This is a genomic window from Arcobacter lacus (genome assembly GCF_003063295.1).
Classification (GTDB): domain Bacteria; phylum Campylobacterota; class Campylobacteria; order Campylobacterales; family Arcobacteraceae; genus Aliarcobacter; species Aliarcobacter lacus.
Window position 1 is genome coordinate 181,919 of sequence record NZ_MUXF01000019.1, and the last position, 24,557, is coordinate 206,475.

The 24,557-nt window shown below is 27.4% G+C and carries 20 protein-coding genes and 1 pseudogene; 9 read left to right on the top strand and 12 right to left on the bottom strand.

Translation table 11 applies throughout. The features are described 5' to 3' along the window. The 3 genes and pseudogenes from glyA to B0175_RS09640 all read left to right on the top strand — a co-directional run. Window positions 1–583, top strand: a pseudogene (glyA, locus tag B0175_RS11335) (serine hydroxymethyltransferase); the annotation flags it as partial. Window positions 584–609: 26 nt separating this feature from the next. Next, the gene (locus tag B0175_RS09635) at window positions 610–1,437 is read left to right on the top strand and encodes a bifunctional helix-turn-helix domain-containing protein/methylated-DNA--[protein]-cysteine S-methyltransferase (protein WP_108528363.1); all 828 of its coding nucleotides are present in this window, start codon (window positions 610–612) and stop codon (window positions 1,435–1,437) included. Then, window positions 1,438–2,151, top strand: a complete 714-nt coding sequence (locus B0175_RS09640; RefSeq protein ID WP_108528364.1) for an endonuclease III domain-containing protein — start codon at window positions 1,438–1,440, stop codon at window positions 2,149–2,151. Here B0175_RS09640 and B0175_RS09645 read toward each other — a convergent pair. The 5 genes from B0175_RS09645 to B0175_RS09665 all read right to left on the bottom strand — a co-directional run bounded on the left by B0175_RS09645 (window position 2,131) and on the right by B0175_RS09665 (window position 6,131). Continuing rightward, window positions 2,131–2,610 carry a ribonuclease HI gene (locus B0175_RS09645; protein WP_108528365.1) on the bottom strand — a complete coding sequence of 160 codons (480 nt, stop codon included), beginning with the start codon at window positions 2,608–2,610 and terminating at the stop codon, window positions 2,131–2,133. The genes B0175_RS09640 and B0175_RS09645 overlap by 21 nt on opposite strands. Before the next feature lie 41 nt (window positions 2,611–2,651). After that, on the bottom strand, window positions 2,652–3,125 hold the full coding sequence (locus B0175_RS09650; RefSeq protein ID WP_108528366.1) for a pyridoxamine 5'-phosphate oxidase family protein: 474 nt from the start codon (window positions 3,123–3,125) through the stop codon (window positions 2,652–2,654). Window positions 3,126–3,197: 72 nt separating this feature from the next. Beyond that, complete coding sequence (locus B0175_RS09655) at window positions 3,198–4,373, bottom strand: acetylornithine transaminase (protein WP_108528367.1); 1,176 nt, start codon at window positions 4,371–4,373, stop codon at window positions 3,198–3,200. 166 nt (window positions 4,374–4,539) lie between these two features. Continuing rightward, a complete protein-coding gene (gene lipA, locus B0175_RS09660) occupies window positions 4,540–5,415 on the bottom strand; it encodes a lipoyl synthase (protein ID WP_108528368.1) in 876 nt (291 codons plus the stop codon). A 2-nt stretch (window positions 5,416–5,417) separates the two neighbouring features. Beyond that, window positions 5,418–6,131: a lipoate--protein ligase family protein gene (locus B0175_RS09665; protein WP_108528369.1), complete on the bottom strand. Its 714-nt coding sequence runs from the start codon at window positions 6,129–6,131 to the stop codon at window positions 5,418–5,420. A 157-nt stretch (window positions 6,132–6,288) separates the two neighbouring features. Here B0175_RS09665 and aceE point away from each other — a divergent pair, with 157 nt between their 5' ends. The 4 genes from aceE (at window position 6,289) to B0175_RS09685 (ending at window position 12,837) form a co-directional block, all read left to right on the top strand. Further along, the gene (gene aceE / locus B0175_RS09670) at window positions 6,289–8,961 is read left to right on the top strand and encodes a pyruvate dehydrogenase (acetyl-transferring), homodimeric type (RefSeq protein ID WP_108528370.1); all 2,673 of its coding nucleotides are present in this window, start codon (window positions 6,289–6,291) and stop codon (window positions 8,959–8,961) included. A gap of 10 nt (window positions 8,962–8,971) precedes the next feature. After that, entirely contained in the window at window positions 8,972–10,627 is a 1,656-nt protein-coding gene (locus B0175_RS09675) for a dihydrolipoyllysine-residue acetyltransferase (RefSeq protein WP_108528371.1), read from the top strand. Window positions 10,628–10,636: 9 nt separating this feature from the next. Next, window positions 10,637–12,070, top strand: a complete 1,434-nt coding sequence (gene lpdA / locus B0175_RS09680) for a dihydrolipoyl dehydrogenase (RefSeq protein ID WP_108528372.1) — start codon at window positions 10,637–10,639, stop codon at window positions 12,068–12,070. A 101-nt stretch (window positions 12,071–12,171) separates the two neighbouring features. Beyond that, window positions 12,172–12,837 carry a type 1 glutamine amidotransferase gene (locus tag B0175_RS09685; RefSeq protein ID WP_108528373.1) on the top strand — a complete coding sequence of 222 codons (666 nt, stop codon included), beginning with the start codon at window positions 12,172–12,174 and terminating at the stop codon, window positions 12,835–12,837. Between the two features lie 111 nt (window positions 12,838–12,948). Here B0175_RS09685 and B0175_RS09690 read toward each other — a convergent pair whose 3' ends face one another. From B0175_RS09690 to B0175_RS09710, 5 genes are all read right to left on the bottom strand, one after another. Then, the gene (locus tag B0175_RS09690) at window positions 12,949–13,713 is read right to left on the bottom strand and encodes a virulence RhuM family protein (protein WP_228156098.1); all 765 of its coding nucleotides are present in this window, start codon (window positions 13,711–13,713) and stop codon (window positions 12,949–12,951) included. Window positions 13,714–13,999: 286 nt separating this feature from the next. Beyond that, a complete protein-coding gene (locus tag B0175_RS09695; protein ID WP_108528374.1) occupies window positions 14,000–16,312 on the bottom strand; it encodes a TonB-dependent siderophore receptor in 2,313 nt (770 codons plus the stop codon). A 269-nt stretch (window positions 16,313–16,581) separates the two neighbouring features. Beyond that, window positions 16,582–17,430 (bottom strand): aldose 1-epimerase family protein, encoded by an 849-nt coding sequence (locus B0175_RS09700; RefSeq protein WP_108528375.1) that lies wholly within the window; start codon window positions 17,428–17,430, stop codon window positions 16,582–16,584. After that, entirely contained in the window at window positions 17,427–18,188 is a 762-nt protein-coding gene (blaOXA, locus tag B0175_RS09705; RefSeq protein ID WP_108528376.1) for a class D beta-lactamase, read from the bottom strand. Before blaOXA ends, B0175_RS09700 begins: the two co-directional genes overlap by 4 nt. A 50-nt stretch (window positions 18,189–18,238) precedes the next feature. Continuing rightward, a complete protein-coding gene (locus B0175_RS09710) occupies window positions 18,239–19,546 on the bottom strand; it encodes a DEAD/DEAH box helicase (protein WP_108528377.1) in 1,308 nt (435 codons plus the stop codon). Between the two features lie 262 nt (window positions 19,547–19,808). Between B0175_RS09710 and B0175_RS11205 the strand changes: the two genes are divergently transcribed. Both B0175_RS11205 and B0175_RS09720 read left to right on the top strand, forming a co-directional pair. After that, window positions 19,809–21,899 carry an AAA family ATPase gene (locus B0175_RS11205; protein ID WP_146175191.1) on the top strand — a complete coding sequence of 697 codons (2,091 nt, stop codon included), beginning with the start codon at window positions 19,809–19,811 and terminating at the stop codon, window positions 21,897–21,899. Continuing rightward, on the top strand, window positions 21,886–22,878 hold the full coding sequence (locus B0175_RS09720; protein WP_108528378.1) for a hypothetical protein: 993 nt from the start codon (window positions 21,886–21,888) through the stop codon (window positions 22,876–22,878). Before B0175_RS11205 ends, B0175_RS09720 begins: the two co-directional genes overlap by 14 nt. Window positions 22,879–22,888: 10 nt before the next feature. On the opposite strand, the gene B0175_RS09725 is transcribed toward B0175_RS09720, so the two are convergent. Both B0175_RS09725 and B0175_RS09730 read right to left on the bottom strand, forming a co-directional pair. Then, window positions 22,889–24,112: a type II toxin-antitoxin system HipA family toxin gene (locus B0175_RS09725; protein WP_108528379.1), complete on the bottom strand. Its 1,224-nt coding sequence runs from the start codon at window positions 24,110–24,112 to the stop codon at window positions 22,889–22,891. Continuing rightward, window positions 24,109–24,417: a helix-turn-helix domain-containing protein gene (locus B0175_RS09730; RefSeq protein ID WP_108528380.1), complete on the bottom strand. Its 309-nt coding sequence runs from the start codon at window positions 24,415–24,417 to the stop codon at window positions 24,109–24,111. Before B0175_RS09730 ends, B0175_RS09725 begins: the two co-directional genes overlap by 4 nt. Window positions 24,418–24,557 lie beyond the last annotated feature (140 nt).

Below are 24,557 nucleotides of genomic sequence, written 5' to 3' on the forward strand. Positions count from 1 at the left end.
TACTCATAAGACTTTAAGAGGTCCAAGAGGTGGTATGATAATGACTGATGATGAAGAGATTGCTAAAAAAATAAACTCAGCTATTTTCCCAGGACTTCAAGGTGGACCACTTGTTCATGTAATAGCAGCAAAAGCAGTAGCATTTAAAGAGATACTTGATCCAAAATGGAAAGATTATGCAAAACAAGTAAAAGCAAATGCAAGAGTGTTAGGAGAAGTTCTAACAAAAAGAGGATATGATATAGTAAGTGGTGGAACAGATAATCACTTAGTATTAGTAAGTTTTTTAAATAAACCATTTTCAGGGAAAGATGCAGATGCAGCTTTAGGAAATGCAGGGATTACAGTAAATAAAAACACAGTACCAGGAGAAACAAGAAGTCCATTTGTAACATCAGGGATTAGAATAGGATCTCCAGCATTAACAGCACGAGGGATGAAAGAAAAAGAGTTTGAATTAATAGCAAACAAAATTTGTGATGTATTAGATGATATAAACAACACTAGTTTACAAGCTAAAATTAGCAAAGAGTTAGAAGAATTAGCTAACAATTTTGTTATTTACAACAACAGTACATACTAAATAAATACAAGATTAGGAGTATTTACATGACAACGTTGGATACAACTTATAAACAAATAGAAAAAGCTATAAGATATATTGATGAAAACTTCAAAGAACATCCATCAATTGATGAAATAGCAAAAAATATAGGTATGAGCAAATACCATTTTATAAGAGTATTCAAAGAGTATGTAGGTGTTACTCCTAAACAGTTTTTACACTGCGTTACTTTAAATTATGCAAAAGAGCATATAAAAGAGTCCAAATCCATTCTTGATAGTAGTTTGGATATTGGACTATCTAGCACTAGCCGACTTCATGAACTTTTTGTAAACTTGATTGGTGTTACACCAAAAGAGTGGAAAGAAAAAGGAAAAGATGTTCAAATAACTTATGGTTTTGGTCAAACTCCTTTTGGTGAAGCTTTGATAGGATTTACTGATAAAGGTATTTGTTATTTAGGATTTATTGATAATAATAAAAAAGAGATTTTCCAAAGATTTAATGAACTTTGGGAAAATGCAAATTTAGTTTTTGATGAAAAACTTGCTTACGAATATTTGGAAAATATCTTTGTAAAAAACCAAAAATATCCACTTTTGGTAAAAGGTACAAATTTACAAATAAATGTTTGGAAAGCTCTTTTAAATCTTCCAAATGGAATAGTAGCAACTTATCAAGATATAGCAAACTATTTAGAAAAACCAAAAGCTGTACGAGCAATTGCAAGTGCTATTGGAAAAAATCATATAGGTTATTTGATTCCTTGTCATAGAGTTATTGCAAAAAGTGGAGCAATGAGTGGTTATAGATGGGGCATTGAAAGAAAAAAAATATTAATAGCATACGAATCAGTAAGAGAAAATAACTAAATGAATAAAGTTTTTGCAATATATCAAAGACTTTATCAAACTTATGGTGCTCAAGGTTGGTGGCCTTTTATAAACTATGAAGGTAAAAATAGTGAAAAAAAAGGAAACAACGATGGTTATCATATCTTAGATTATAGTTTTCCAAGAGATGAAAATGAAGTTTTTGAAGTATGTTTAGGCTCAATTTTGACTCAAAATACAACTTTTACTTCTGTTGTAAAATCTTTAAATAACTTAAATGAAATAGATTGCCTAAACTATAAAAAAATAAAAAACTTACCAATAGAAAAACTAAAAGAACTTATAAGACCATCAGGATATAACAATCAAAAAGCAAACTATATTTTAAATTTTATAGAGTTTTTTGAAAAACTAAATGGCAAAATTCCAACAAGAGAAGAACTTTTATCTATAAAAGGAATAGGATTTGAAACTGCTGATTCTATGCTACTTTATGCTTATAATCAACCAGAACTTAAAGTAGATGCTTATACTAAAAGATTTTTAGTACACAATAAACTCTTAGATGAAAAAGCAAAGTACAATGATATAAAATATTTTATGGAAGATGAACTAAAAAAAGTGATTTTTGATGAAAAACAGTTAGTCATAACTTATCAAGAATATCATGCTTTGATAGTAAATCACTCAAAATTTTACTACTCAAAACAACCTTATGGAAATGGTTGTTTTTTAAATGAAGTTCTTTCTTAAAGCACTTCTTGAAGCTTTATCTACTAAATTAAAAATAGTATCTAACTCATCTTTTAGACTATTTTTTTTGTGTCCTTTTATCTTTATAAAATCTATATTTAACTTTTCTATCTTTTCAAAAAATAGTTTATATAACTCATAATTGTTTATAGTTTTTCCAGTTGAACTTTTATAATCATTTGCTTCAAGTTTTTCTTTTCTATTTTGTAAACCTACTATATTTTGACAATCAGTATAAACTTCTATTTTAGTATCAGCTAATATCTCAATCTCATCTAAAGCCCAAAGTAAGGATTGAAGTTCCAACTTTGTAGAACTAGTATCATCAAATCTTTTTATTTTTATATTTTTTTTTAAATCATCAACTGATAAATCATCAAAAACTTCTAAAAAAGCTCCAAACCCTACTTTTGCTTGTGGATTTACACTTGAATCAACAAATAGTTTTATTTTTTTCATATATTAAACTTTCTTAACTAATTTGCTGGGATTTAAATCTTTTATTTATAATATCTTCCTACACGATTTAAAATATCAATTCTTATTACAGCAGTTCCTTTTATCATCTTTTCTGGTAATTCTTTACCAACAAAATGAGGAGTGAATTTTGCTACTATTTGACTTAAAGCTTGATATTTCTCATCAAATTCACTAACTAAAGAAGCTTTACCTTCTACAATAACACTATTAAATTCAGTATTTACATCACAAGGATTTTCAACTCCTTCATAAAGTAAACCTATCATTTCATCGAGTTCAAAACAAACATTTGAATTAAACTTTATGTTATCTATTTTTTTACCTTTTGGAAGACCATGCATATATATTTTATTATCAAAATATACAAAATGCATAGGTAAAACATAAGGAAATCCATCTTCACTAATAGTTCCTAATCTTCCAACCTCAGCTTTTAAAAGCAATTCATCTATTTGCTCATTTGTCAATAAATGTGTTTTTGTTCGATGTCGCATTTCTATCTCCTTTTTTAGTAAAAATCATCTTAAGTATAAAAGAAAATAGTACATTCCACAATCCAAAAATTGCTAATTTATGGGCTTTTGTAAAGATTTTTCAAATCTTTTAAAACCTTCTTTCATCTCTTTTTTTGAAATAATTATTGGAGGTAAAAATCTGATAATATTTTTTCCTGATTTTAAAACTAAAACACCATTTTTAAGTGCAAGATTTACTATATTACTTAAATCATTTTCATTTTTTAAAACAAGTCCTTGCATAAATCCCCAACCATTTTTTTGCAAAAAAATATCTGGATATTTATCTGTAAAATATTGTAAACAACTGTTAAAATATTTTATATTTTCACTAAGTTTTCCACTATTTGAATATTTCTCTAAAATCTTTAGAACTTTACTACAAACTGTTGTTGAAAGATGATTTCCACCAAAAGTTGAACCGTGATCACCAAAAGTAAAAATATCTTTCAAACTTGTCATCATAACACCTATTGGAATACCACTTGCTAAACCTTTTGCTAAAGTTACAATATCAGGTTTTATTCCAAAATATTGAGAAATTAGAAAATTCCCACTTCTATAAACTCCTGTTTGAACTTCATCTATTATTAAAAGTAACTTCTTCTCTTTTAAGATTTTTTCAAGTCTTTGCACTTGAAAAATATCTTGCATAAAAATACCACCCTCACCTTGAATCAACTCTAACATAACACCAACAGTTGCATCATCAATCATCGAAATAGCTTCATTTATATCATTTGCATAAACAAATCCATCAGGATATGGAGCAAAATATTTATGTTTATCTTCTTGTGCTGTTGCTTTTAAAGTTGCTATTGTTCTTCCATGAAAAGAGTTTTTAATAGTAATAATCTTATATTTAGGTGTTTTAAATGTCACATTTCCATATTTTCTAGCAAGTTTTATAGCAGTTTCATTTGCTTCTGCTCCACTATTACAAAAAAAACATTGCATATCATAAGTGCTTAATTCAACTATTTTTTTTGCACACTCTTCTTGTGATTTTATACGATATACATTTGAAGTATGCAAAACTTTTTTTGCTTGTTTTTCTATTGTTTTTACTACTTTTTTATTTGCATAACCTAAACTATTTACTCCAACTCCTGAAGCAAAATCTATATAATCTTTTTTATTTTCATCAAATAATACAGATTTTTTACCTTTTATAAATGCAATATCTAATCGATTATATAAAGGTAATATGAACTCATTTATTTTCATATTTTTTCCTTTTGTTAAATAAGCAAAAAGTTGCTTATTTTTATTTATTGTTAGTTTTATATTTGAGGGATTTATATTTTGAAGTTATTTTCTATACCCCAATTTTATATCTTGAAAGTATAGAAAAATGAAAGAGCTTTTACAATCTGTTAATTGCTAATTTAAATTAAAGTGCAGATGCCATATTTAAATAATGATGTGCCATATATGAACTTCTTGCATATGGACTTGCTTTTACAAATTCAAAACCTAAATCATAAGCTAGTTTTTCATATCTTGCAAATTGTTCAGGTTTTACAAACTCTATAACTTTTTCATAATCTCCACTAGGAGCAAGATATTGACCAATACTTAAAAACTTACAACCAACAGCCAACAAATCTTTAAATACTTGTACCATTTCTTCTTCTGTTTCTCCAAGTCCTACCATTAAAGCACTTTTTGTTTGTACTTTATCACCACCAAGCTCTTTTAATCTTTTTAAAACTTCTAAACTTCTTTCATAAGTTCCATTTCTTCTAATTCTATATAAACTTGGAACTGTTTCTACATTATGTCCTATGATTGTAGCACCTGAAGCTATAACTCTTTTAAGACTCTCTTCTTTACCTTTAAAATCAGGAATTAATATCTCAACTTTTGTTTGAGGAGATTTTTCTAAAATATCTTGTGTTACTCTAAAAAACTGTTCTGCTCCACCATCAGGTAAATCATCCCTTGCTGGACTTGTAATAACTACAAATTTAAGTCCAAGTTTTAAAACAGAAGTTGTAACTTTTTGAATTTCACTTAAATCAACTTCTGTTGGTTTTCCAGTTGTTACATTACAATATGTACACCTTCTTGTACAGATATTTCCCAAAATCAAAAATGTTGCATTTTTATTTGCAAAACATTCACTGATATTTGGACATTTTGCCTCTTGGCAAATAGTATGAAGTCCACCCACATCTTTTAATAAATTTTCCATCTCTACTTGTGTATGTGGAGTTAGTTTTTTTCTTAACCATTCTGGTTTTTTGAATGTTATCTCTTTAGTCATTTTTACGCCTTACATAATTCATTATATATATTTAATTCATCTTCGTTTAATTGTGATTCTAAAAGTTGTGCATTAAAAGTTCGTTCAAATGCTTCTTTTAGTTTATTTATTGCTTCATCAAAATCTAAATTTATAGAAAAATCTTCTAAACTAGCACCATATTTTTCATCATTTTTTATACTCTTAATTGGAATAGAACCATGTTGGAAAATTACATTTTTTGCTCTTTTTTGTGCATTCCCACCAATTTTTCTTCCGTTTACTATTATATCATAAGCTTCAAATCCTACTTGACAAAATGGACTTTTACTTAAAACTATACTTTCAATATCTTTTGCAAAAGATACTTTTAGTCCCAAATTACTATAAAATTCAAGTATAAATGAACATATTAACTCATAAGTCTCTTTTACACTTCTATTATCTATAAAACTAGAAGGAAGTACTAAAGAGTAAGAAATATCATGACCGTGAAATAAAACTCCACCACCTGTAATTCTTTTTGAGAAATTGTTTTTATACTCTTTTAATAGATTTTCATAGTCACTTGGACTTTGTCCCGCACCAAAAGTAATACTTTTTTCCCACGAATAAAGCCGTAATATTGGTAAACTATCATTTTTAAAAGCTTTAAATAATGATTTATCTATATTAGTGTTATCGTTTGAGCTAAGATTATGTGATATAATCAATCTGAATTTATTGTTAAAAATCATTTTGGCCTTAACTTATATTTTGATTTATATATTTATATAATATTTTTATTTAAGAAATATTTAAAAAATATCTAAACATATAAGTTTATTATAATTTAAAATTAATTAAAATTGTTAAATTAATTTTAAGAATTAAGAATTATTTCAAAGGAGATTTATGTCACTGTTAAATTTAGAAGATATCAATCCATTAGAGACACAAGAATGGATGGAAGCTTTAGAAGCAATTATTGAAGAAGAAGGAGTTGAAAGAGCTCACTTTTTATTAGAAAAATTAATTGATAAATCAAGAAGAAGTGGCGCACACTTACCATATAGTGCAACAACAGCTTATATTAATACTATTCCAACTAGCGAAGAGCCTAAAATGCCAGCTGATATGGATTTAGAAAGAAAAATAAGATCAATTATTAGATGGAATGCTCAAATTATGGTACAAAGAGCTTCAAACAAACATTTAGAACTTGGTGGTCACATTGCATCATTTCAATCATCTGCAACACTTTATGACGTTGCTTTTAATCACTTTTTTAGAGCACCAAATGAAAAAGACGGTGGAGATTTAATATTTTTTCAAGGACATATCTCTCCAGGTATATATGCAAGAAGTTTTTTAGAAGGAAGATTTACTGAAGATCAAATGGATAACTTCAGACAAGAAGCTTTCAATGATGGATTATCTTCATATCCTCACCCAAAATTAATGCCTTCTTATTGGCAGTTCCCAACTGTTTCAATGGGACTTGGACCATTACAAGCAATTTATCAAGCAAGATTTTTAAAATATCTTACAAATAGAGGAATAAAAGATTGTAGTGCACAAAAAGTTTATTGTTTTATGGGAGATGGTGAGTGTGATGAGCCTGAATCACTTGGAGCTATTGGAATGGCGGCACGTGAAGGTTTAGATAACTTAATCTTTGTTATAAACTGTAACTTACAAAGACTAGATGGTCCAGTAAGAGGAAATGGAAAAATCATTCAAGAACTTGAAGGTGAATTTAGAGGAGCTGGATGGGAAGTTCTAAAAGTTATCTGGGGTGGACTATGGGATAGTTTACTTGAAAAAGATACATCAGGAAAACTTCTTGAACTAATGGAGCAAACAGTTGATGGTGAATACCAAAACTTTAAACAAAAAGGTGGAGCATATACAAGAGAAAATTTCTTTAATAAATTCCCTGAAACTGCAAAATTAGTTGAAAATTTAAGTGACAATGATATCTGGAAATTAAACAGAGGTGGACATGACCCTGTTAAAGTTTATGCTGCATTTAAAAGAGCAACTGAAACTAAAGGAAGACCAACTGTAATCTTAGCAAAAACGGTAAAAGGTTATGGAATGGGAAGCGCTGCTGAGGGTATGAATATCGCTCACCAAGTAAAAAAAGTAGATGTAAATCACTTAAAAGCGTTTAGAGATAGATTTGATTTACCAATTAGTGATGAAGCAGTTGAATCATATTCATATTATAAACCAGATGAAAACTCACCAGAAGTTAAATATCTAAAAGAAAAAAGAGCAGCACTTGGTGGATTTGTACCGCAAAGATTAGAGAAATTTACTAATAAATTAGAAATTCCTGCTTTAAGTGATTTTGAAAGTATTCTTGCAGGTAGTGGTGATAGAGAAATTTCAACAACTATGGCATTTGTAAGAGTTTTAAATGTTTTATTAAAAGATAAAAACATAGGTAAAAATATCGTTCCTATAGTACCTGATGAAGCTAGAACTTTCGGTATGGAAGGTATGTTTAGACAATTTGGAATTTATTCAAGTGCCGGACAAAAATATATCCCACAAGATAAAGATCAAGTTGCATTCTATAAAGAAGATATCAAAGGTCAAGTTTTACAAGAAGGAATTAATGAATTAGGAGCTATGAGTTCATGGTTGGCAGCAGCTACTTCATATTCAGTAAATGATTATCCTATGATTCCATTTTATATCTTCTATTCAATGTTTGGATTCCAAAGAACTGGAGATTTATGTTGGGCAGCGGGTGACCAAAAAGCAAGAGGATTCTTAGTTGGTGGAACTTCAGGAAGAACAACATTAAATGGTGAAGGTTTACAACACGAAGATGGACACTCACACATTTTAGCAAACACTGTACCAAATTGTATTACATATGATCCAACTTATGGTTATGAAGTTGCAGTTATCGTAAAAGATGGTGTTGAAAGAATGTATGGTGAAAAACAAGAAGATGTCTTCTACTATATCACTACATTAAATCAAAACTATGTACAACCAGCAATGCCAGAAGGTGCAGAAGAAGGAATCATCAAAGGTATTTACAAAGTAAAAACTTTTGAAGCAAAAAATGATTTCAAAGTTAAACTTTTAGGTTCAGGTTCTATCTTCCAAGAAGCAATCAGAGCAGCAGAAATTTTATCAAGTGAATATGATATTAAAATAGATATTTATTCAGTTACTTCATACAATGAATTAACAAGAGAAGCACAAGATATTGAAAGAGAAAATCTTTTAAATTTAGATAAAGAAGCAAAAATTCCTTATATAGAAAAAGTTTTAGGAAGCAATAGTGATAATATTGTTATTAGTGCAACAGATTATATGAAATCATATTCTGAACAACTAAGACCTTATGTAAAAGGAAGTTTCAAAGCTTTAGGAACTGATGGATTTGGAAGAAGTGATAGTAGAGCAAACCTAAGAAAATTCTTTGAAGTTGATACAAACTTTATCGTTTACACAACTTTAGCAGAACTTGCAAGAAATGGTAAACTAGATAAAAAAGTTGCTCTTGAAGCTATGAAAAAATATGAAATTGATTCAAATAGAATCAATCCAAGAAACGCATAAGGAGTAAAAAATGACAAAAGTTTATGATATTTTTATTCCTGATTTAGGTGCTGATAAAGATGTTGACTTAATCGATATTATGGTTAAAGTTGGAGATAAAGTAGAAGTTGAAGATGGACTTATAACTTTAGAAACTGAAAAAGCTTCTATGGATGTTCCTACAACTCATGCTGGAATTATCAAAGAAATTTTAGTAAAAGTTGGTGATAAAGCAAATAGTGGTGATTTAATCGCTAGAGTTGAAGCAGAAGATGACTCTAGTGTTGAAGAACCAAAAGTTGAAGTTGCAACACCTGCAAAGGTTGAAGAGCCAAAAGAAGAAGTTGTTGCTGTTCAAACTCCAACACAATTTGTAAAAGAACAAACTATAAAATCTGTTGTTGAAGAAGTAAGAGTACCTGATTTAGGAGCAGAAAAAGATGTTGATTTAATCGATGTTATGATTCATGTTGGTGATGTTATAGTAAAAGATTATAGTATCATCACACTTGAAACAGAAAAAGCTTCTATGGATGTTCCTGCACCATTTGGTGGAGAAGTTATTGAAATTTTTGTAGAAAAAGGACAAAAAATCAATAGTGGAGATTTAATAGCAAAAGTTATAAAAAGTGTTGTTATTGAAGATAAAGTTCCAACTCCTACATTTGCTGCAAATACAACTCCTACAAAAGTAGAAAAAGTGGCAAGTTCTACTCCTACAATCCAAGAAGTAGCAGCTATTAGTATTGAAAAAGAAGATAGTAAAGTTTTATCTAAAAAAGCTACTAAAGTTTATGCTTCACCATCTGTAAGAAAAATAGCAAGAGAATTTGGTGTTGATTTAGGATTTGTAAAAGGAAGTGGTGAAAAAGGAAGAATCTTAAAAGATGATATTAAAGCTTATGTAAAAGAGCAGTTAAATAAACCTGCTAGTGCTTCAAATATTGGTTTTGGATTTAACTTACCTGAATCAAAAGAGATAGACTTCTCTGTATTTGGTAACGTTGAAAGAGTTGAACTAAGTCGTGTTCAAAAAGTTTCTGGACCATTTTTACATAAAAATTATTTATCTATGCCTCACGTTACACAATTTGATGAAGCTGATATTACAGAACTTGAAGAGTTTAGAAAAGCACAAAATAGTATTGCGGTAGATTTCAAACTATCTCCTTTAGTATTTATTATAAAAGCTGTTCAAAAAGCTTTACAAATTCATCCAAAATTCAACTCAAGTTTAAGTAGTGATGGACAAGAGTTAATTATGAAAAAATACTTTAATATCGGAGTTGCTGTTGATACACCAAATGGTTTATTAGTTCCAGTAATCAAAGATGTTGATAAAAAAGGTTTCAAAGATATTGCTATTGAATTAGCTGAACTTTCTAAAAAAGCAAGAGATGGAAAATTAACAAGTGCAGATATGAGTGGTGGATGCTTCACTATTTCTAGCCTTGGTGGAATTGGTGGAACATACTTCACTCCAATTATAAATGCTCCAGAAGTTGCAATTTTAGGTGTTTCAAAATCTTCTATTAAACCTGTATTTGATGGTAAAGAATTTAAACCAAAATTAATTTTACCTCTAAGTTTATCTTATGATCACAAAGTAATTGATGGTGCAGATGGTGCTAGATTTACTACTACTTTATCACAACTTTTAAGTGATATTAGATTACTAAGCTTATAAGGAGTTATTATGAACGAAATAAAAACTCAAGTTTTAGTAATCGGAGCAGGTCCTGGAGGTTATTCAGCTGCTTTTAGATGTGCGGATTTAGGACTAGAAACAACTATAGTTGAGAGATACTCAACTTTAGGTGGAGTTTGTTTAAATGTTGGTTGTATTCCATCAAAAGCTTTACTTCATGTTGCAAAAGTTGTTGAAGAAGCAAAACATATAGAAAAAGCTGGTATCTTTTATGAAGAGCCAAAAATTGACATAAAAAAAGTTGCTGAATACAAAAGTGGAGTTGTAAAAAAACTTACTGGTGGATTAGATGCAATGGCTAAAATGAGAAAAGTAAACCATGTACAAGGTTATGCAACATTTTTAGATGAATATAGTGTTGAAGTTGCTTTAACAAATAGTGATGAAAAAACAAAAATCACTTTTGATTATTGTATTATTGCAGCTGGTAGCCAAAGTTCAAAAATGTCATTTATTCCACATGAAGACCCAAGAGTTTGGGATTCAACTGATGCACTTGAAGTAAAAGAAGTACCAAAAAAACTTCTTATTCTTGGTGGTGGAATTATCGGACTTGAAATGGGTACAGTTTACTCAACTTTAGGAAGTCAAGTTGATGTTGCAATTCGAGGAGAGCAACTTATGACTGGAACTGATGCTGATATAATCAAACTTTATACAAAAGCAAATAGCAACAGATTTAACATCATGACAAAAACTCAAACTCAAAGTATTATTCCTAAAAATGAAGGAATTTATGTAGAGTTCAAAGGTGAAAATGCACCAAAAGAAGGTATTTTATATGATGCTGTTTTAGTTGCTCTTGGAAGAAGTGCAAATGGAAATAAACTTGGACTTGAAAATACAAATGTAGAAGTAAATGAACAAGGTTTAATCAAAGTTGATAATCAATTAAGAACAAAAGTAAATCATATTTTTGCAATTGGAGATATCATCGGACAACCTATGCTTGCACACAAAGCTGTACATGAAGGTCATGTTGCTGCTGAAGTTATTGCAGGTCATAAAGTATTCTTTGAACCAAAACAAATTCCATCTATTGCATATACATTCCCTGAAATTGCATGGGCTGGTATGACTGAAACTGAAGCTAAAAAAGCAGGAATAAATTATGAAGTTTCAACTTTCCCTTGGAGTGCAAGTGGTAGAGCATTAGCAAGTGATGTTTCTTCTACAGGTATGACAAAACTAATTTTTGATAAAGATACACATCAACTAATTGGTGGAGCACTTGTAGGAGAAAATGCTGGAGAACTTCTTGGAGAAATTTCTTTAGCACTTGAAATGGATTGTGATGCAGAAGATATTGCTCTTACAATTCACGCTCACCCTACACTTCACGAGTCTATTGGTATGGCTGCTGAGATTTTCGATGGAACAATCACAGATTTACCAAACGCAAAAGCTGTAAAGAGAAAATAATTTCTCTTTACAAATTTTAAAATCTACCTTTTTTTATACAAAAATCTACCCTAGTTTTATTTTATTTATTGCTAAAATAAGAAAAACAAAGGATAAACCTCATGACTATTTGGCAAAACGTACCTTTTGAAGATGAAGCAGCAATAAAAGAATGGGCAAATAAAAACAATATAAAATATAGTGTTATAAAATGTTATGAAAATGAGCCTTTATATGCTGATGATTTACTTATAGTTTTGGGTGGTTCTATGAGTGCTTATGATGATATTGATTTTATAAAAAAAGAGATAGAGTTTTTGGAAAATCATATTAAAGAAGGTAAAAAAGTTTTTGGCATTTGTTTAGGTGCACAACTTATTGCAAAAGCTTTGAAAGCAGAAGTTTATTCTTCAAAAACTAGAGAAATTGGCTGGAGAGAAATCGAGGTTTTTCCTCATATTTTGACATCAAATCTAAAACCAAAACAGATGGTATTTCATTGGCATGGTGATACTTTTGACTTACCAAAAGATACAATAAGACTTGCTTCAAATGATGCTTTTATAAATCAAGCTTTTGCTACAAAAAATGGCTTTGTAGTAGGAACACAATTTCACTTTGAGACAAATGCAGAGTCTTTAAAATCTATACTAAAAGAAGATTCTGAGTATCTTAACTTTGATTCACCATATATTCAAAATATTGAAGAGATAAAAGAAGGTGAAAAATATATAAAAGAGACAAATACAGCTTTATTTGATTTGCTTGATGTTTGGAAAAATCTATAAAATATAGATTTATTCCAATCTATTTATTATTTCATTTATTTTTAAATTCATTTTTGAAAAAGCAAACCACTTTTTGCCTAAATCTTTCAAACTTGCTCCTAGATGATACATCTATTTTTTATCAAGTATCAAAAATCTATCATGACAATCTTTAAAAGTTTTTAGAGAGAGATTTTTATATTGTTTTTGATACTTTTCAAAATCTAGCTTTAGTTGTTTGGAAATATTGTTTGTGTAGATTATAAAGTTTATATTTGAATATTTTGAAAAAAGTGTAAAAACTGTATCATCAATATAATTATCTATCAAAATAACTTCTTTTTGTGCAAGTTTTAGTAAATCATTTATAAAAGAGTAAGAATCAAATATTTGTCCATCGAAAAAGATACCTTGATTAGTTTCTAGTTTATTATCTTTTATTTTAGATTTTACTTCATTAATTTGATTTTTTAAACTATTTACATCATTTTCAAGATTTACAAATCTTTCATTTGTAATTTTTTCACCATTTAATACATAACCATTTTGGATATAACTCTTCAAAATAGAAGTTGCCCATTGACGAAATTTGATAGCTTTTGATGAACTTGTTCTATAGCCAACAGCAAGGATAATATCTAAATTATAATGCTCAACATTTCTAACAATATTTCTATTTCCTTCTTTTTGAACTATTTCCAAAATGGAAACAGTTGAAAATTGATTTAACTCTTCATCTTTATAAATATTCTTTATATGTTTAGATATAGCAGGAATATTTACTCCAAAAAGCTCTGAAATTTGTTTTTGTGTAAGCCAAATAGTTTCACTATTTACTGAAACTTTGAGTTCCAACTCTCCATCATTATAAACTACTAAATTTGATAAATCATTCATAATAAAACCTCAAAATAGAATTTAAAAAATTCTAACACAAAAACAAATCTTGGATAGAAAGTATTGCATATTGATATATTTTGATTTTAGAGTATTAGATAAAATCATAGGTTTTATGAAAATGAGACTAATCATAATAAATAATATGTGAACAAGGAAACGAAACACATAAAAATCCATAAAACCTATGAAGTTAAGTTTATAAAAGTTCATAAACTTAATTATAAGTTTTAAGTAAAACTCATAATTAAATCTATAAAGGAAGAAAAATCTTCCTTTATATTTATTAGAAAGTATATTTCATACCAAGAGTAAAATTTCTAGGTTTTGCATAAAGTAGATTATTTGCATCAGCTAATCCCTCATAATATTTTTCATCAAAAAGATTATTTACATTAAGTTGAAAATCTAAACTTTTATTTACTTTATATCCTGCCATTAAATCAGTAGTTATAAAAGCATCTTGAGTAATTTGTGTTGTTCCACTTCCTGAATAAAATTTACTTTTATAATTCAATCCTGCACCAAATCTATAATCATCAATAGTATATTTAGCCCATACATTTGCAGTTGTTCTTGAGTTTGTAGTAGTAAATTTCTCACCATTTGCATCTTTAGCTTCAAAATTTACAAGTCCAAAATCTAAATTAAAATCATCTGTGATTTTTCCAGATGCACCTATTTCAAATCCTTTGCTCACAACTCCTTTTTTTGCTACTGAGATATAATGTCCATTAGAGTTTGTTTGACCTGTACTTTCTCCTACTCCATCTTGCTCTATTCTAAAAACTGATAAATAAGTATTTAGATGTCCATCATAATACTCACCTTTGATTCCAGTTTCATAGCTTTTTCCATCTATAGGGTCTAAAAATTTATCATTTGAATCCCAAGCAAATTGTGGTTGAAAAATACTTGTATAACTAGCATAAATAGAATGATTTTCATCTAAATCATAAACTAAACCTACATAAGGCACAAATTCATTATCAAATTCTCTATCTAAATTATTTACATCACTTTTCCAAGATGAAACTCTAACTCCAGCAACTAATTTTAAATATTCCATTAAAGAGATTCTACTTGCTAAATAATAGGCTTTTTGTGTAGTTTCTCCCCTTGGAGAGTTATCTAGTTGTAAGTTAGGATTAACTAAACTAATATTATTAAAATCTATTGCAGGATTTGTCGTATCATCACTTATAAAACCATACTCTTTATTCTTAGATTTATTATATGAAATACCTGTAATTATCTCATGGTCTAATTTTCCTAGTTCAAAAGGGATAGAAGTATATAAATCTAAATTATTTTCTTTATCTTTTGATTCCCAAGCACCAATAGTTGTTGAACCATTTGCTATTCCTGTTGCTTTATCAACTCCACTTCCTCCAAAATATGCACCTACCATATCCATGTTCATTTGTCTATTTGTATAAGCTATATTTAAAGAAATATCCTTATAAAGATATTGTTTAAAATCTGTAAAATATGTTGTTGTTTTATTATCCCAATATGTCCAATCAGCAGCTACATTTGTAGAACGACTAAAATTTGTTCTTGAACCATCAGTATAAAAAGCAGGTAGTCCACCCCATCTAGCACCATCTCTTTGAGTATCTTCATAACTTGCACCAAACGATAAATATGTAGTATCGGTTAAATCTATATCAACTACACCATAAAAAACATCATTTGTTTTTTCATAAAAATCTAAAAAGGATTTACTATCTTGATGTTTTGCTAGAAATCTTGCTCTTATATTTCCATCAGCATTAAGTGGTGTTTGAATATCTGTTGATATTGTATAATTATCCCAAGAACCAGCACTAGCATCAATATTTCCTTTAAATACTTTACTATTTGCATGTTTTCGTATAAAGTTCATTCCCATTGCAGGATTTCCTGCACCTGTCATAAGTCCATTTGCACCTTTTACAATCTCAACTCTATCATAAACAATTAAATCAGGATCATCTCCTCCTGATGATGGATATATAGAAGTTGGTATTCCATCATATAAGTAGTAATTTACATCAAACCCCCTTGCTGTTGCATCTAACCTTTCATCCCATCTATTAAGTGAAATACCTGGAATTTTTGATAAAAATTCTTGAGTTGATGTAATATTTTGATCATCTAACTTTTGTCTTGTATAAACTAAAACTGTTTGAGGAGTTTCACGAATAGATAAATCTAATTTCGTAGCAGTATTCATAGTTCCAGTTGTGTATGAATTTGAGTTCTCTGTTGTACTTCCTAAATAACTATCATTAACTGAAATTGGTTCTAAAACTGTACCTTGCCCTACTGCTTTTTCTTTTATTAAAATTGTTCCATCTTCTATAGTTGCTTTTAGATTTGTACCTTTTAGTATTTCATCTAAAGCATTTTCTACACCTTCAATATTTTTTATATTTGGTGCTTTTTTTCCATCAAGTAATTTTCCATCTACCATATATGGCATATTTGATTTTTTACTTATCTCTTCTATTGCTTGTTTCAATGTCAAATTTGAAACTGAAAATTGTTCTGCACTTAAACTTGTATTTAAAAGTATTGCTAATACTGGAGCAACAAGTATTGATTTTCTTTTCATTTTTATTCTCCTTATTTATTATAAGAACAATTATTAAAATTGTTTCTTTCGACAATAAGACGTTTGAGATTAAAAAATCAGACACTTTTTTACAAGAAATTTTGAAATTTATTAAAATTCTTTCATAAAGCACCATTTTATAGTACTTTTAGAAAAGATAAATTTTATAAGATTTTTTTGAAAATTATTTGAGATTTTAAATTATTAGCTTATAAATAGCTTAATCTAAGAAATTTAAGTTTTAATTAAGGGATGATTTTTAAGAGTTTTTATACTTCTATTGTATAAAAGCAAAAAAACTCTTCTTCTTTTTCTAAAGATAATATTCCTTTTTTATCCTCTATTTTTTGATTTGCATTTTCTTCATCAGCAACTCCAAACCAAGGTTCAATACAAACAAAAGGAGCATCATTTGGTTTTGACCAAATACCTAAATAAGGGAAATTATCAAATTTTACTTTTACCCTACTTTTATTTTCTATATTTTTTAAAGCAATTTGTTTGATAGTAGAGTCATTAAAAACTAAAGCATCATCTTTAAATAAATCTTTATCTAAATACAACTTACTATTTTCAAGGTTCAAATCTTCATTTTTATAAATCAAACCTTTATCATCTAAAAAGTACCTTTTTGTAGTTTTTATATTTTCAAACTCTAAAAAGTCACCAATTTGAGTATTAAAAGCAGGATGAGCACCTATAGAAAAATACATCTTTTCATCGCTTTTGTTTTTTACTTTATATGAAACTATCAAACTATTTTTATCTAGTTTATAACCAATATCTAACTCAAAAAAGAAAGGATAAAACTCCAAACTTTTTTCATCACTTTTTAGTCTAAACTCTATAAAATCAGCTTCATTTTGCACAATCTCAAACTCTTTATCTCTAGCAATTCCATGTTGAGAAAGAGAATATTTTTTATTTTTATAAAAATAACTATCTTCTTTTAGTCTTCCAACTATTGGGAAAAGAACAGGAGAGTGTCTAGCCCAATATTTACTATTTGCTTGCCAAATATACTCGAAGTTTTCATCACATTTTTTTAGACTATTTAGTTCTGCTCCAAAAGATTTTATTTGTGCTTTTATAAAACTATTTTTTATTTCATAGTTCAATCTATAATACCTTTTGTTTTTAAAGCTTCTAAAGTTATAGCTTTTCTTTTTGCTAAATCTTCTTTTGTTTTTGTGTCGATATTTAAAGCAAAAAACCAAACATCATTTTTTGTTTCAACATAACCAACATACCAACCATATTTTCCTTCCCAACCTGTTTTTGCTCTAACTACATAATTTTCGCTTTTTTCATCAATCATCAACTCTTTTAAAAGATTTATATCTTCTTGTTTAAAAGATAAATTATTTGCTTGTAATTGTTTTAAAAATCTTATCTCTTCAAAAGCTGTAATTCTCAAACTCTCATCCAACCAAAAATCAGTTACATCTTTGCCTATTGTTTTATTTCCATAATTAAGCTCTTTTAGATACTTTTTATATTTTTCAACTCCAATTTTTGAAGCGAACTCTTTATAACACCAAACACAAGAACTTTTGAAAGCTGATTGTAAAGTTTGGTCTTTATTCCAAGCATCAAATTCTCTTACTTTTTTATCCCAAACTATTATAGAATCTTTGTTTACAACACCTTCATTTAAAGCTATCAAAGTATTTGGTATTTTAAATGTTGAAGCAGGAGAAAACGGTGTATTTGCTCTCTTTTCATTATAAATATCTACTTTTTTTGTATTTAAAGACTCTAATACTAAAGTTCCTTCAACTTGGTATTTTTTAAATAAATTTTCAAGTTCCACATCATTTGCGAATAAATTTATTGAAAAAATTAAAATAAAAATTAGTTTTATTTTTTTATTCATTTTATATTTCCTTATTTTTTAATTGTGGTATTTTATAAAATTTTACCTTTCTAAATATTTTTAGAACTTGTATTTGTTCTTCTGTTTTTTGAAGCAAACCTTCTTGGTTTCGTGCTTGAAGATGAATTTTCATTTTTTGGTTTTACTTTTCTATTTTGATTTAAATTATTAACTTTATTTCCTCTATTACTTCTATTTCCAATAGGTTCTGCTTTAATATTTGGATTTACTTTAAATCCATTTATCTCTACTTTTTTGATTTTTTGTTTAATTAACTTTTCAATTCCAAATAAATACTCATGTTCATCTACACAAACTAAAGATATCGCAATACCATTATTTCCTGCTCGTCCAGTTCTTCCTATTCTATGAACATAATCTTCTGCAACATTTGGTAATTCAAAATTTACAACATGAGGAAGTTGTTCGATATCAATTCCACGCGCTGCAATATCAGTTGCAACTAAAACTCTTACCTTTCCATTTTTAAAATCATCTAATGCTTTTGTTCTTGCACCTTGCGATTTATTTCCATGAATTGCTGCTGATGTAATTTTATCTTTTAGAAGTGCTTCACTTAGTTTATTTGCTCCATGTTTTGTTCTTGTAAAAACCAAAACTTGTTGCCAACTATTTTTATTTACTAAATGCAATAAAAGTTCTTTTTTTCTATCTTTATCAACGTGATGAACAACTTGCTCAACTTTGAAAGAAGCACTATTTGCTTTTGAAACTTCTACTAAAACAGGCGATTTTAGTAAGCTATCAGCCAACTTTTTTATTTCATTTGAAAAAGTTGCTGAAAAAAGTAGATTTTGTCTTTGTTTTGGCAAAATTGCTAAAATCTTTTTAATATCATTTATAAATCCCATATCAAGCATTCTATCTGCTTCATCCAACACTAAAAACTCTATTTTTGATAAATCAAGACTATCTTGAGAGATTAAATCAAGCAATCTTCCAGGAGTTGCGATGATGATGTCAACACCTTTTTTTAAAAGAGCTTTTTGTGGATTTATTCCAACTCCTCCAAAAATAACTGCTGATTTAAAAGGAAGATATTTTCCATAAGTTTCAACACTTTGTGCAACTTGAGCTGTAAGTTCTCTTGTTGGAGTAAGAATCAAAGCTCTAACTTGAGTTTTTTTATCTTTTAAATTACTATCTTTTAATCTTTGTAAAAGTGGAAGTGTAAATCCAGCTGTTTTTCCAGTTCCTGTTTGGGCAGCTGCTAAAACATCTTTTTTTGATAAAACCACGGGAATTGATTTTGATTGGATTGGAGTTGGTGTTGTATAACCTTCTTCTTTAATTGCACGAAGAATTTCTTTACATAAACCTAAGTTTGAAAATGACATAAGTACCTTGTTTTTTATAAACCTACAGAAGTTGTGAACTAAAGTTCCGATCTAGGTTGAATAATTTGAGTTTAGTTGAGTTGTAATTTGACTACAAAAACGAAGTCAGGCATAGACCGATGTATGCTGAAATTGTGTGATTATAGCATAAATATTGGGTTAAAAGTGGTAAAAGAATTTAAAAGAAAAATTTGAACTAAAGAATAATTATTTTCTTATCTTTTATTGATATAATTTAGTCAAATAATAATCAAGGTTTTTTATGGAATTAGTTTATTTATGGGTTGAAGAGTATAAAAATATCAAGAATCAGGGGTTTAATTTTTCGCCTAGGTTTGAGTGTAAATATGATGGTGAGAATTTAACTATTACTGAAGATAAAGATTATGTAAGTATTTTTCCTAAAAATATTAATATTACTGCTATTGTTGGAGAGAATGGGAGTGGGAAGAGTAGCCTTTTAAATTATATCAATAGTTTAGATAGAATAAATCCAAGAGGAATTATAATATATCAAAAAGATACTCAATATTTTTGTTTTTATGAAAAAGAAAAACCAACTTTATTAAAACCAACAAATTTAGATATACATTTAATTTCAAGTTTTGATTATTCAAGCAATAATCATAAGTATTATCTGAATTATATTTCTTTACCCATTTCTTCTTCAAAAGATAATCAATCAAAACATATAGATAATTTAGATTTTATTTATTTAGATGGTAAAGTAGTACCCTTTTCTTTAGGAGTATATAATACAAATTATACATATAACTTACATAATAATATTTTTTTTGTACCAAGATATATTTCTAGTGTCCTTAACAATGATTATATTTTAAATAATATTTCTTCATTTCTTAGATTTAATCACTTAAGATTAATATTAAAACCTTCATCTATCTCTTCATTAAAAGCATATAACAAAGAATTAGGGATGCCTAAAAATATATCTAAAAATGATTTTTTTGATAACACTGCTAATATAAGAAATAAAATTATTGATACTCTTTCTTACATAGAAAAATTGCATCAAACACAATTTACAAGCAATCAAAAAACTGATTTTGGTTGTTTTGATTTAAGTTTATTAATTGCATTTATAGAATTTTATCTTGTTAATACTACAAATAGTGGTAATGATTTACAGTTATACGATACTATGAATAATAAAATTTTTCAGTTACTAGAAAATCAGAAAAATGAGATAGAGAAAGGAATCAATGAAGTTAAACCCGATAATGTTAATAGATTTTTTATAAATAAATGGAATGAATCAAAAGGTTATATAAGTGCTTTTTTTGAAAAACTTAAAAAAATTAATGAATTACAAACATATTTAGAAAATAGTAATTTTTCAATAGATGAAATTTTGGAAACTCTAAAATTTTATTATCTCAATTGGATTAATGAAAGTAATTTTCATAAAAATCAATACATTGATATTCCAATAAATTCAGAGTTAAAAGAAAATATTAAAAAGATAGTAATATTTCAAAAAATATTTACTGATAAAAATATGATAATGAATCATAAAAATGGATATTTACAAGTTTTTGATTTAGATTTATATGATAGTAATACGGATATACAATATAATGAAATATCTGATGGTGAAAAGCAATTAATAAAATATTCAATAGATTTCATTTCAATATTTAACTATTATGAAACTCGTAAGAATTTGAACATTTCTATAAGTTGTATTGGGGATGAGATAGATAATCATTTACATCCAAAATGGAAACAAGAAATTATTTATAATTTTATAAATATGATTAAAACTTATAAAAAATATACAGGGGAAATTATACCTTTACATATAATACTAACAACTCATTCTCCTTTTATATTATCTGACTTACCAAAAGAAAATATCATATTTTTGGATAAAGTTAATAAAAGAAGAGAAGAAAAATATTCAAAATTAGACCTCAAAGATTTGAAAAATGGAAATTGTATAAATGTAAGTAATAATATTGAGATTAAAACCTTTGGAGCAAATATTCATACTTTACTTTCAGATGGATTTTTTATGAGTGATGGGCTTATGGGTGAATTTGCGAAAAATAAAATTGAAGAGATTAAAGAGTTTTATGAGAAAGTAAAAAAAAGTAAAAATCCAAAAGAAGAGTATAAAAAAGAGTTTGAAGATAAAATTAAAAAATTTAATCATATTCAATCTATCATTGGTGAACCATTTTTACAAACAATAATTAAAAATTATTTGGATGAACTTGAACAAATTTTTGACAATGAAACTTATAAAAAAAACAAGATGAAAGAATTTTTAGACCAATTTGAAGCAGAAGAATTACAAAAATATTTGGATGAAAAAAATGCTAAAGCTTAATTACTCAAATTATTTAAAAGATGTAAAAACCAATATTGATGATGAATTTATTACAAAATTGAATAAACCTAATTTTGATAAGCTTAAAGAAAATTTATCTCAAAGATTTTTGAGATTTAAAAAACAAAATTGTTTGTTTAGATATGTATTTTGGAAAATTAATACAAATGAGATTTTATTAGCTAAAGAAAATGATTTATTAGAGTTAATAAACACTATTGAAAATAGACTTGATAAATTGTCTGTTAAACATAAAGAAATCATTATCAAAAAAATAAAAAATCTTTTTAAATATAAAGATAAATATCAAAATGCTAGTTTAACCCCATTTTTTACAGAAAATTTCAATTTTAGAACTTGTTTTTATTGTAATAAAGATTTTATTACAAACTTTGAAAAGGAGAAAAAAGATTTAGTATCTACTTTTCAACTTGACCATTTTTATGACAAAGGAACTTATCCATATTTAGCACTTAGTTTTTATAATCTTATTCCATCTTGTCCAACTTGTAACTCTTCAAAAATAAAAGGAACAAAAAATACTTTTGAACATGATTCAAAGGTAGGTAAATTTAAAATAGAAAAATGTTTAAAACCAAATGATGAGAAATTTGACTTCCACAAAAAAGTAAAATTCAAACTACTTTTAGATGATTCTTGCAAAAACTTACATATAAAATCAAAAGATGATATAGATATAACTTTAAAGGAACAGTTTACTGATATATATGACAAATATATCGAGATTTTTAAACTAAACGAACGATACAAAGCCCACAAAGATATAGTTTACGACATGATACAAAAAGCAGAGCTTTATCCTCAAAGTAGCCTCAAAGAGTTAGAAAATTTAACTGGTATTCCATTTCAGCAAATCAAAAAAGATATTTTTAATCTCATAGATGAAAATGAAGATTTATCAAAACAACCATTTTCTAAACTAATAGTTGATATGAGTAAAGAGTTGGGGATTATATAGTTTTTTTAAACTATCTTTTTCCTATCAACTGACCAAATATTTTGCCCAAATTTACAGTTTCATTTTTTGGAAGTTCCACATCTTTTGCAAGATTTGGAAACTCTAAAATTGCACTTTTTACTTCATCTACTATTTGTTTATACTCTTTGATTCCATGTTTTAATGCTAGTTTTTCAAGATGATTTATATTTGGATTTTTTCCCTCATTTAAATATGTAGTGCTGTGTTCAGTTCCCACTCCATAAGAAAAAGTTAAATCATAAGCGGGAGTTAATTTCCAACTGTTTTTTTCATCTAACATAAAAGAGAAGTTTTTGGCGTGATCGTCACGATTATGTGTAAAAAGATTAAAAACGGCTAATCTAAAAAGTTTTTTTACTTCATTTATATCTTTTGTTAGATGAAAACATAAAGTCAATAAATCATCGTAATCAAGTGAGGGAATTCTAAAATCACTATGAACTAATCCAGCCACACTATGAATATGCACTCTATTATCTTTTATTCTATCAAATCTTTTTATCGCAAAATAGCTATTTTTTTTGCCTTTTAGTAACTTTGTTTCAGGTATTTCAATATTTGCTTTTTTTGCCATCAAAGAGTAAATATATTCTATTTTTCCAATATTTAATCCATCGTTTGAGTTTGGAAATTTGATTATATAGTGTTCAAAACCCTCTATTAATTTTTGGCTTCCATGAATTATGTTATTTTGTTCATTTATTTGTGCCATTATTTTTGGTCTAGCTCCTGCACTACTTCCACCAATAGCCAATAATGTATCAAGAAGTTCATAACTAGAACCATTTAAAATATTGATTGAATAGTTTGCTAAATCATCTAAAATAATCTCTTGATTTTTAGTTTCAATCTCTTCATATATTGGCTCATAACCTAAAGCCCCTATTCCAAACTTACCAACATAACACAATCTATCAAGTGGTGTAATATCGTGAAAATTTATTCCTTTTGACATAAGATGTCTATCTAAAAGCAGTTTTCCCCAACCATCAGGCAAACTATCTGCAAAAACTCCAAATAAACCATCAAAAATATTGTCATTGCAAACTTGCAACTCTTTTTTTAATGGCAAAATATAAGGAGAAATTTCAATGTCTTTTTTTATAAAACTTTCATCATATTCAAAATATATTTTTCTATTTTTTAGTGCTAATTTTCCAACAAAAAGTTTGTTATCAAAATGATTTAAAAATACATTTACTGTTTTTATCATTTTATAGCTCCTCTTTTTTTGATTGGTTTTATTTTTAATAAATCTTCCATAGATTCGTATTGTTCATCTTTTTCATTTGCAATATTTTTAAAATCATCTAAACAATTTAAAACTAATGCAACTTTTAGCAAAGATTCAAAAGAGATTTCTCCACTTGATTCAAATCTTTTGATACTTCCAAAACTTACTCCACTTTTGTTGGAAAGTCCTTCTTGTGTTAGGTTTAAAGATAATCTTTTTTGTTTGAATTTATCTTTTAAATCTTGCATTATAGATTTTGGAGTTGAGATATTAATAGCTAACATATTAATCCTAAAATAGATATTTTACTTATTATAGCTAAAATATTATCTATTAATACTTTTATTCTAAAACTTTATTCTTATAATATATTTTTTTTGGCTATACTATAAACTATCTAATCAAAAACTTACAAAGAAAGAAC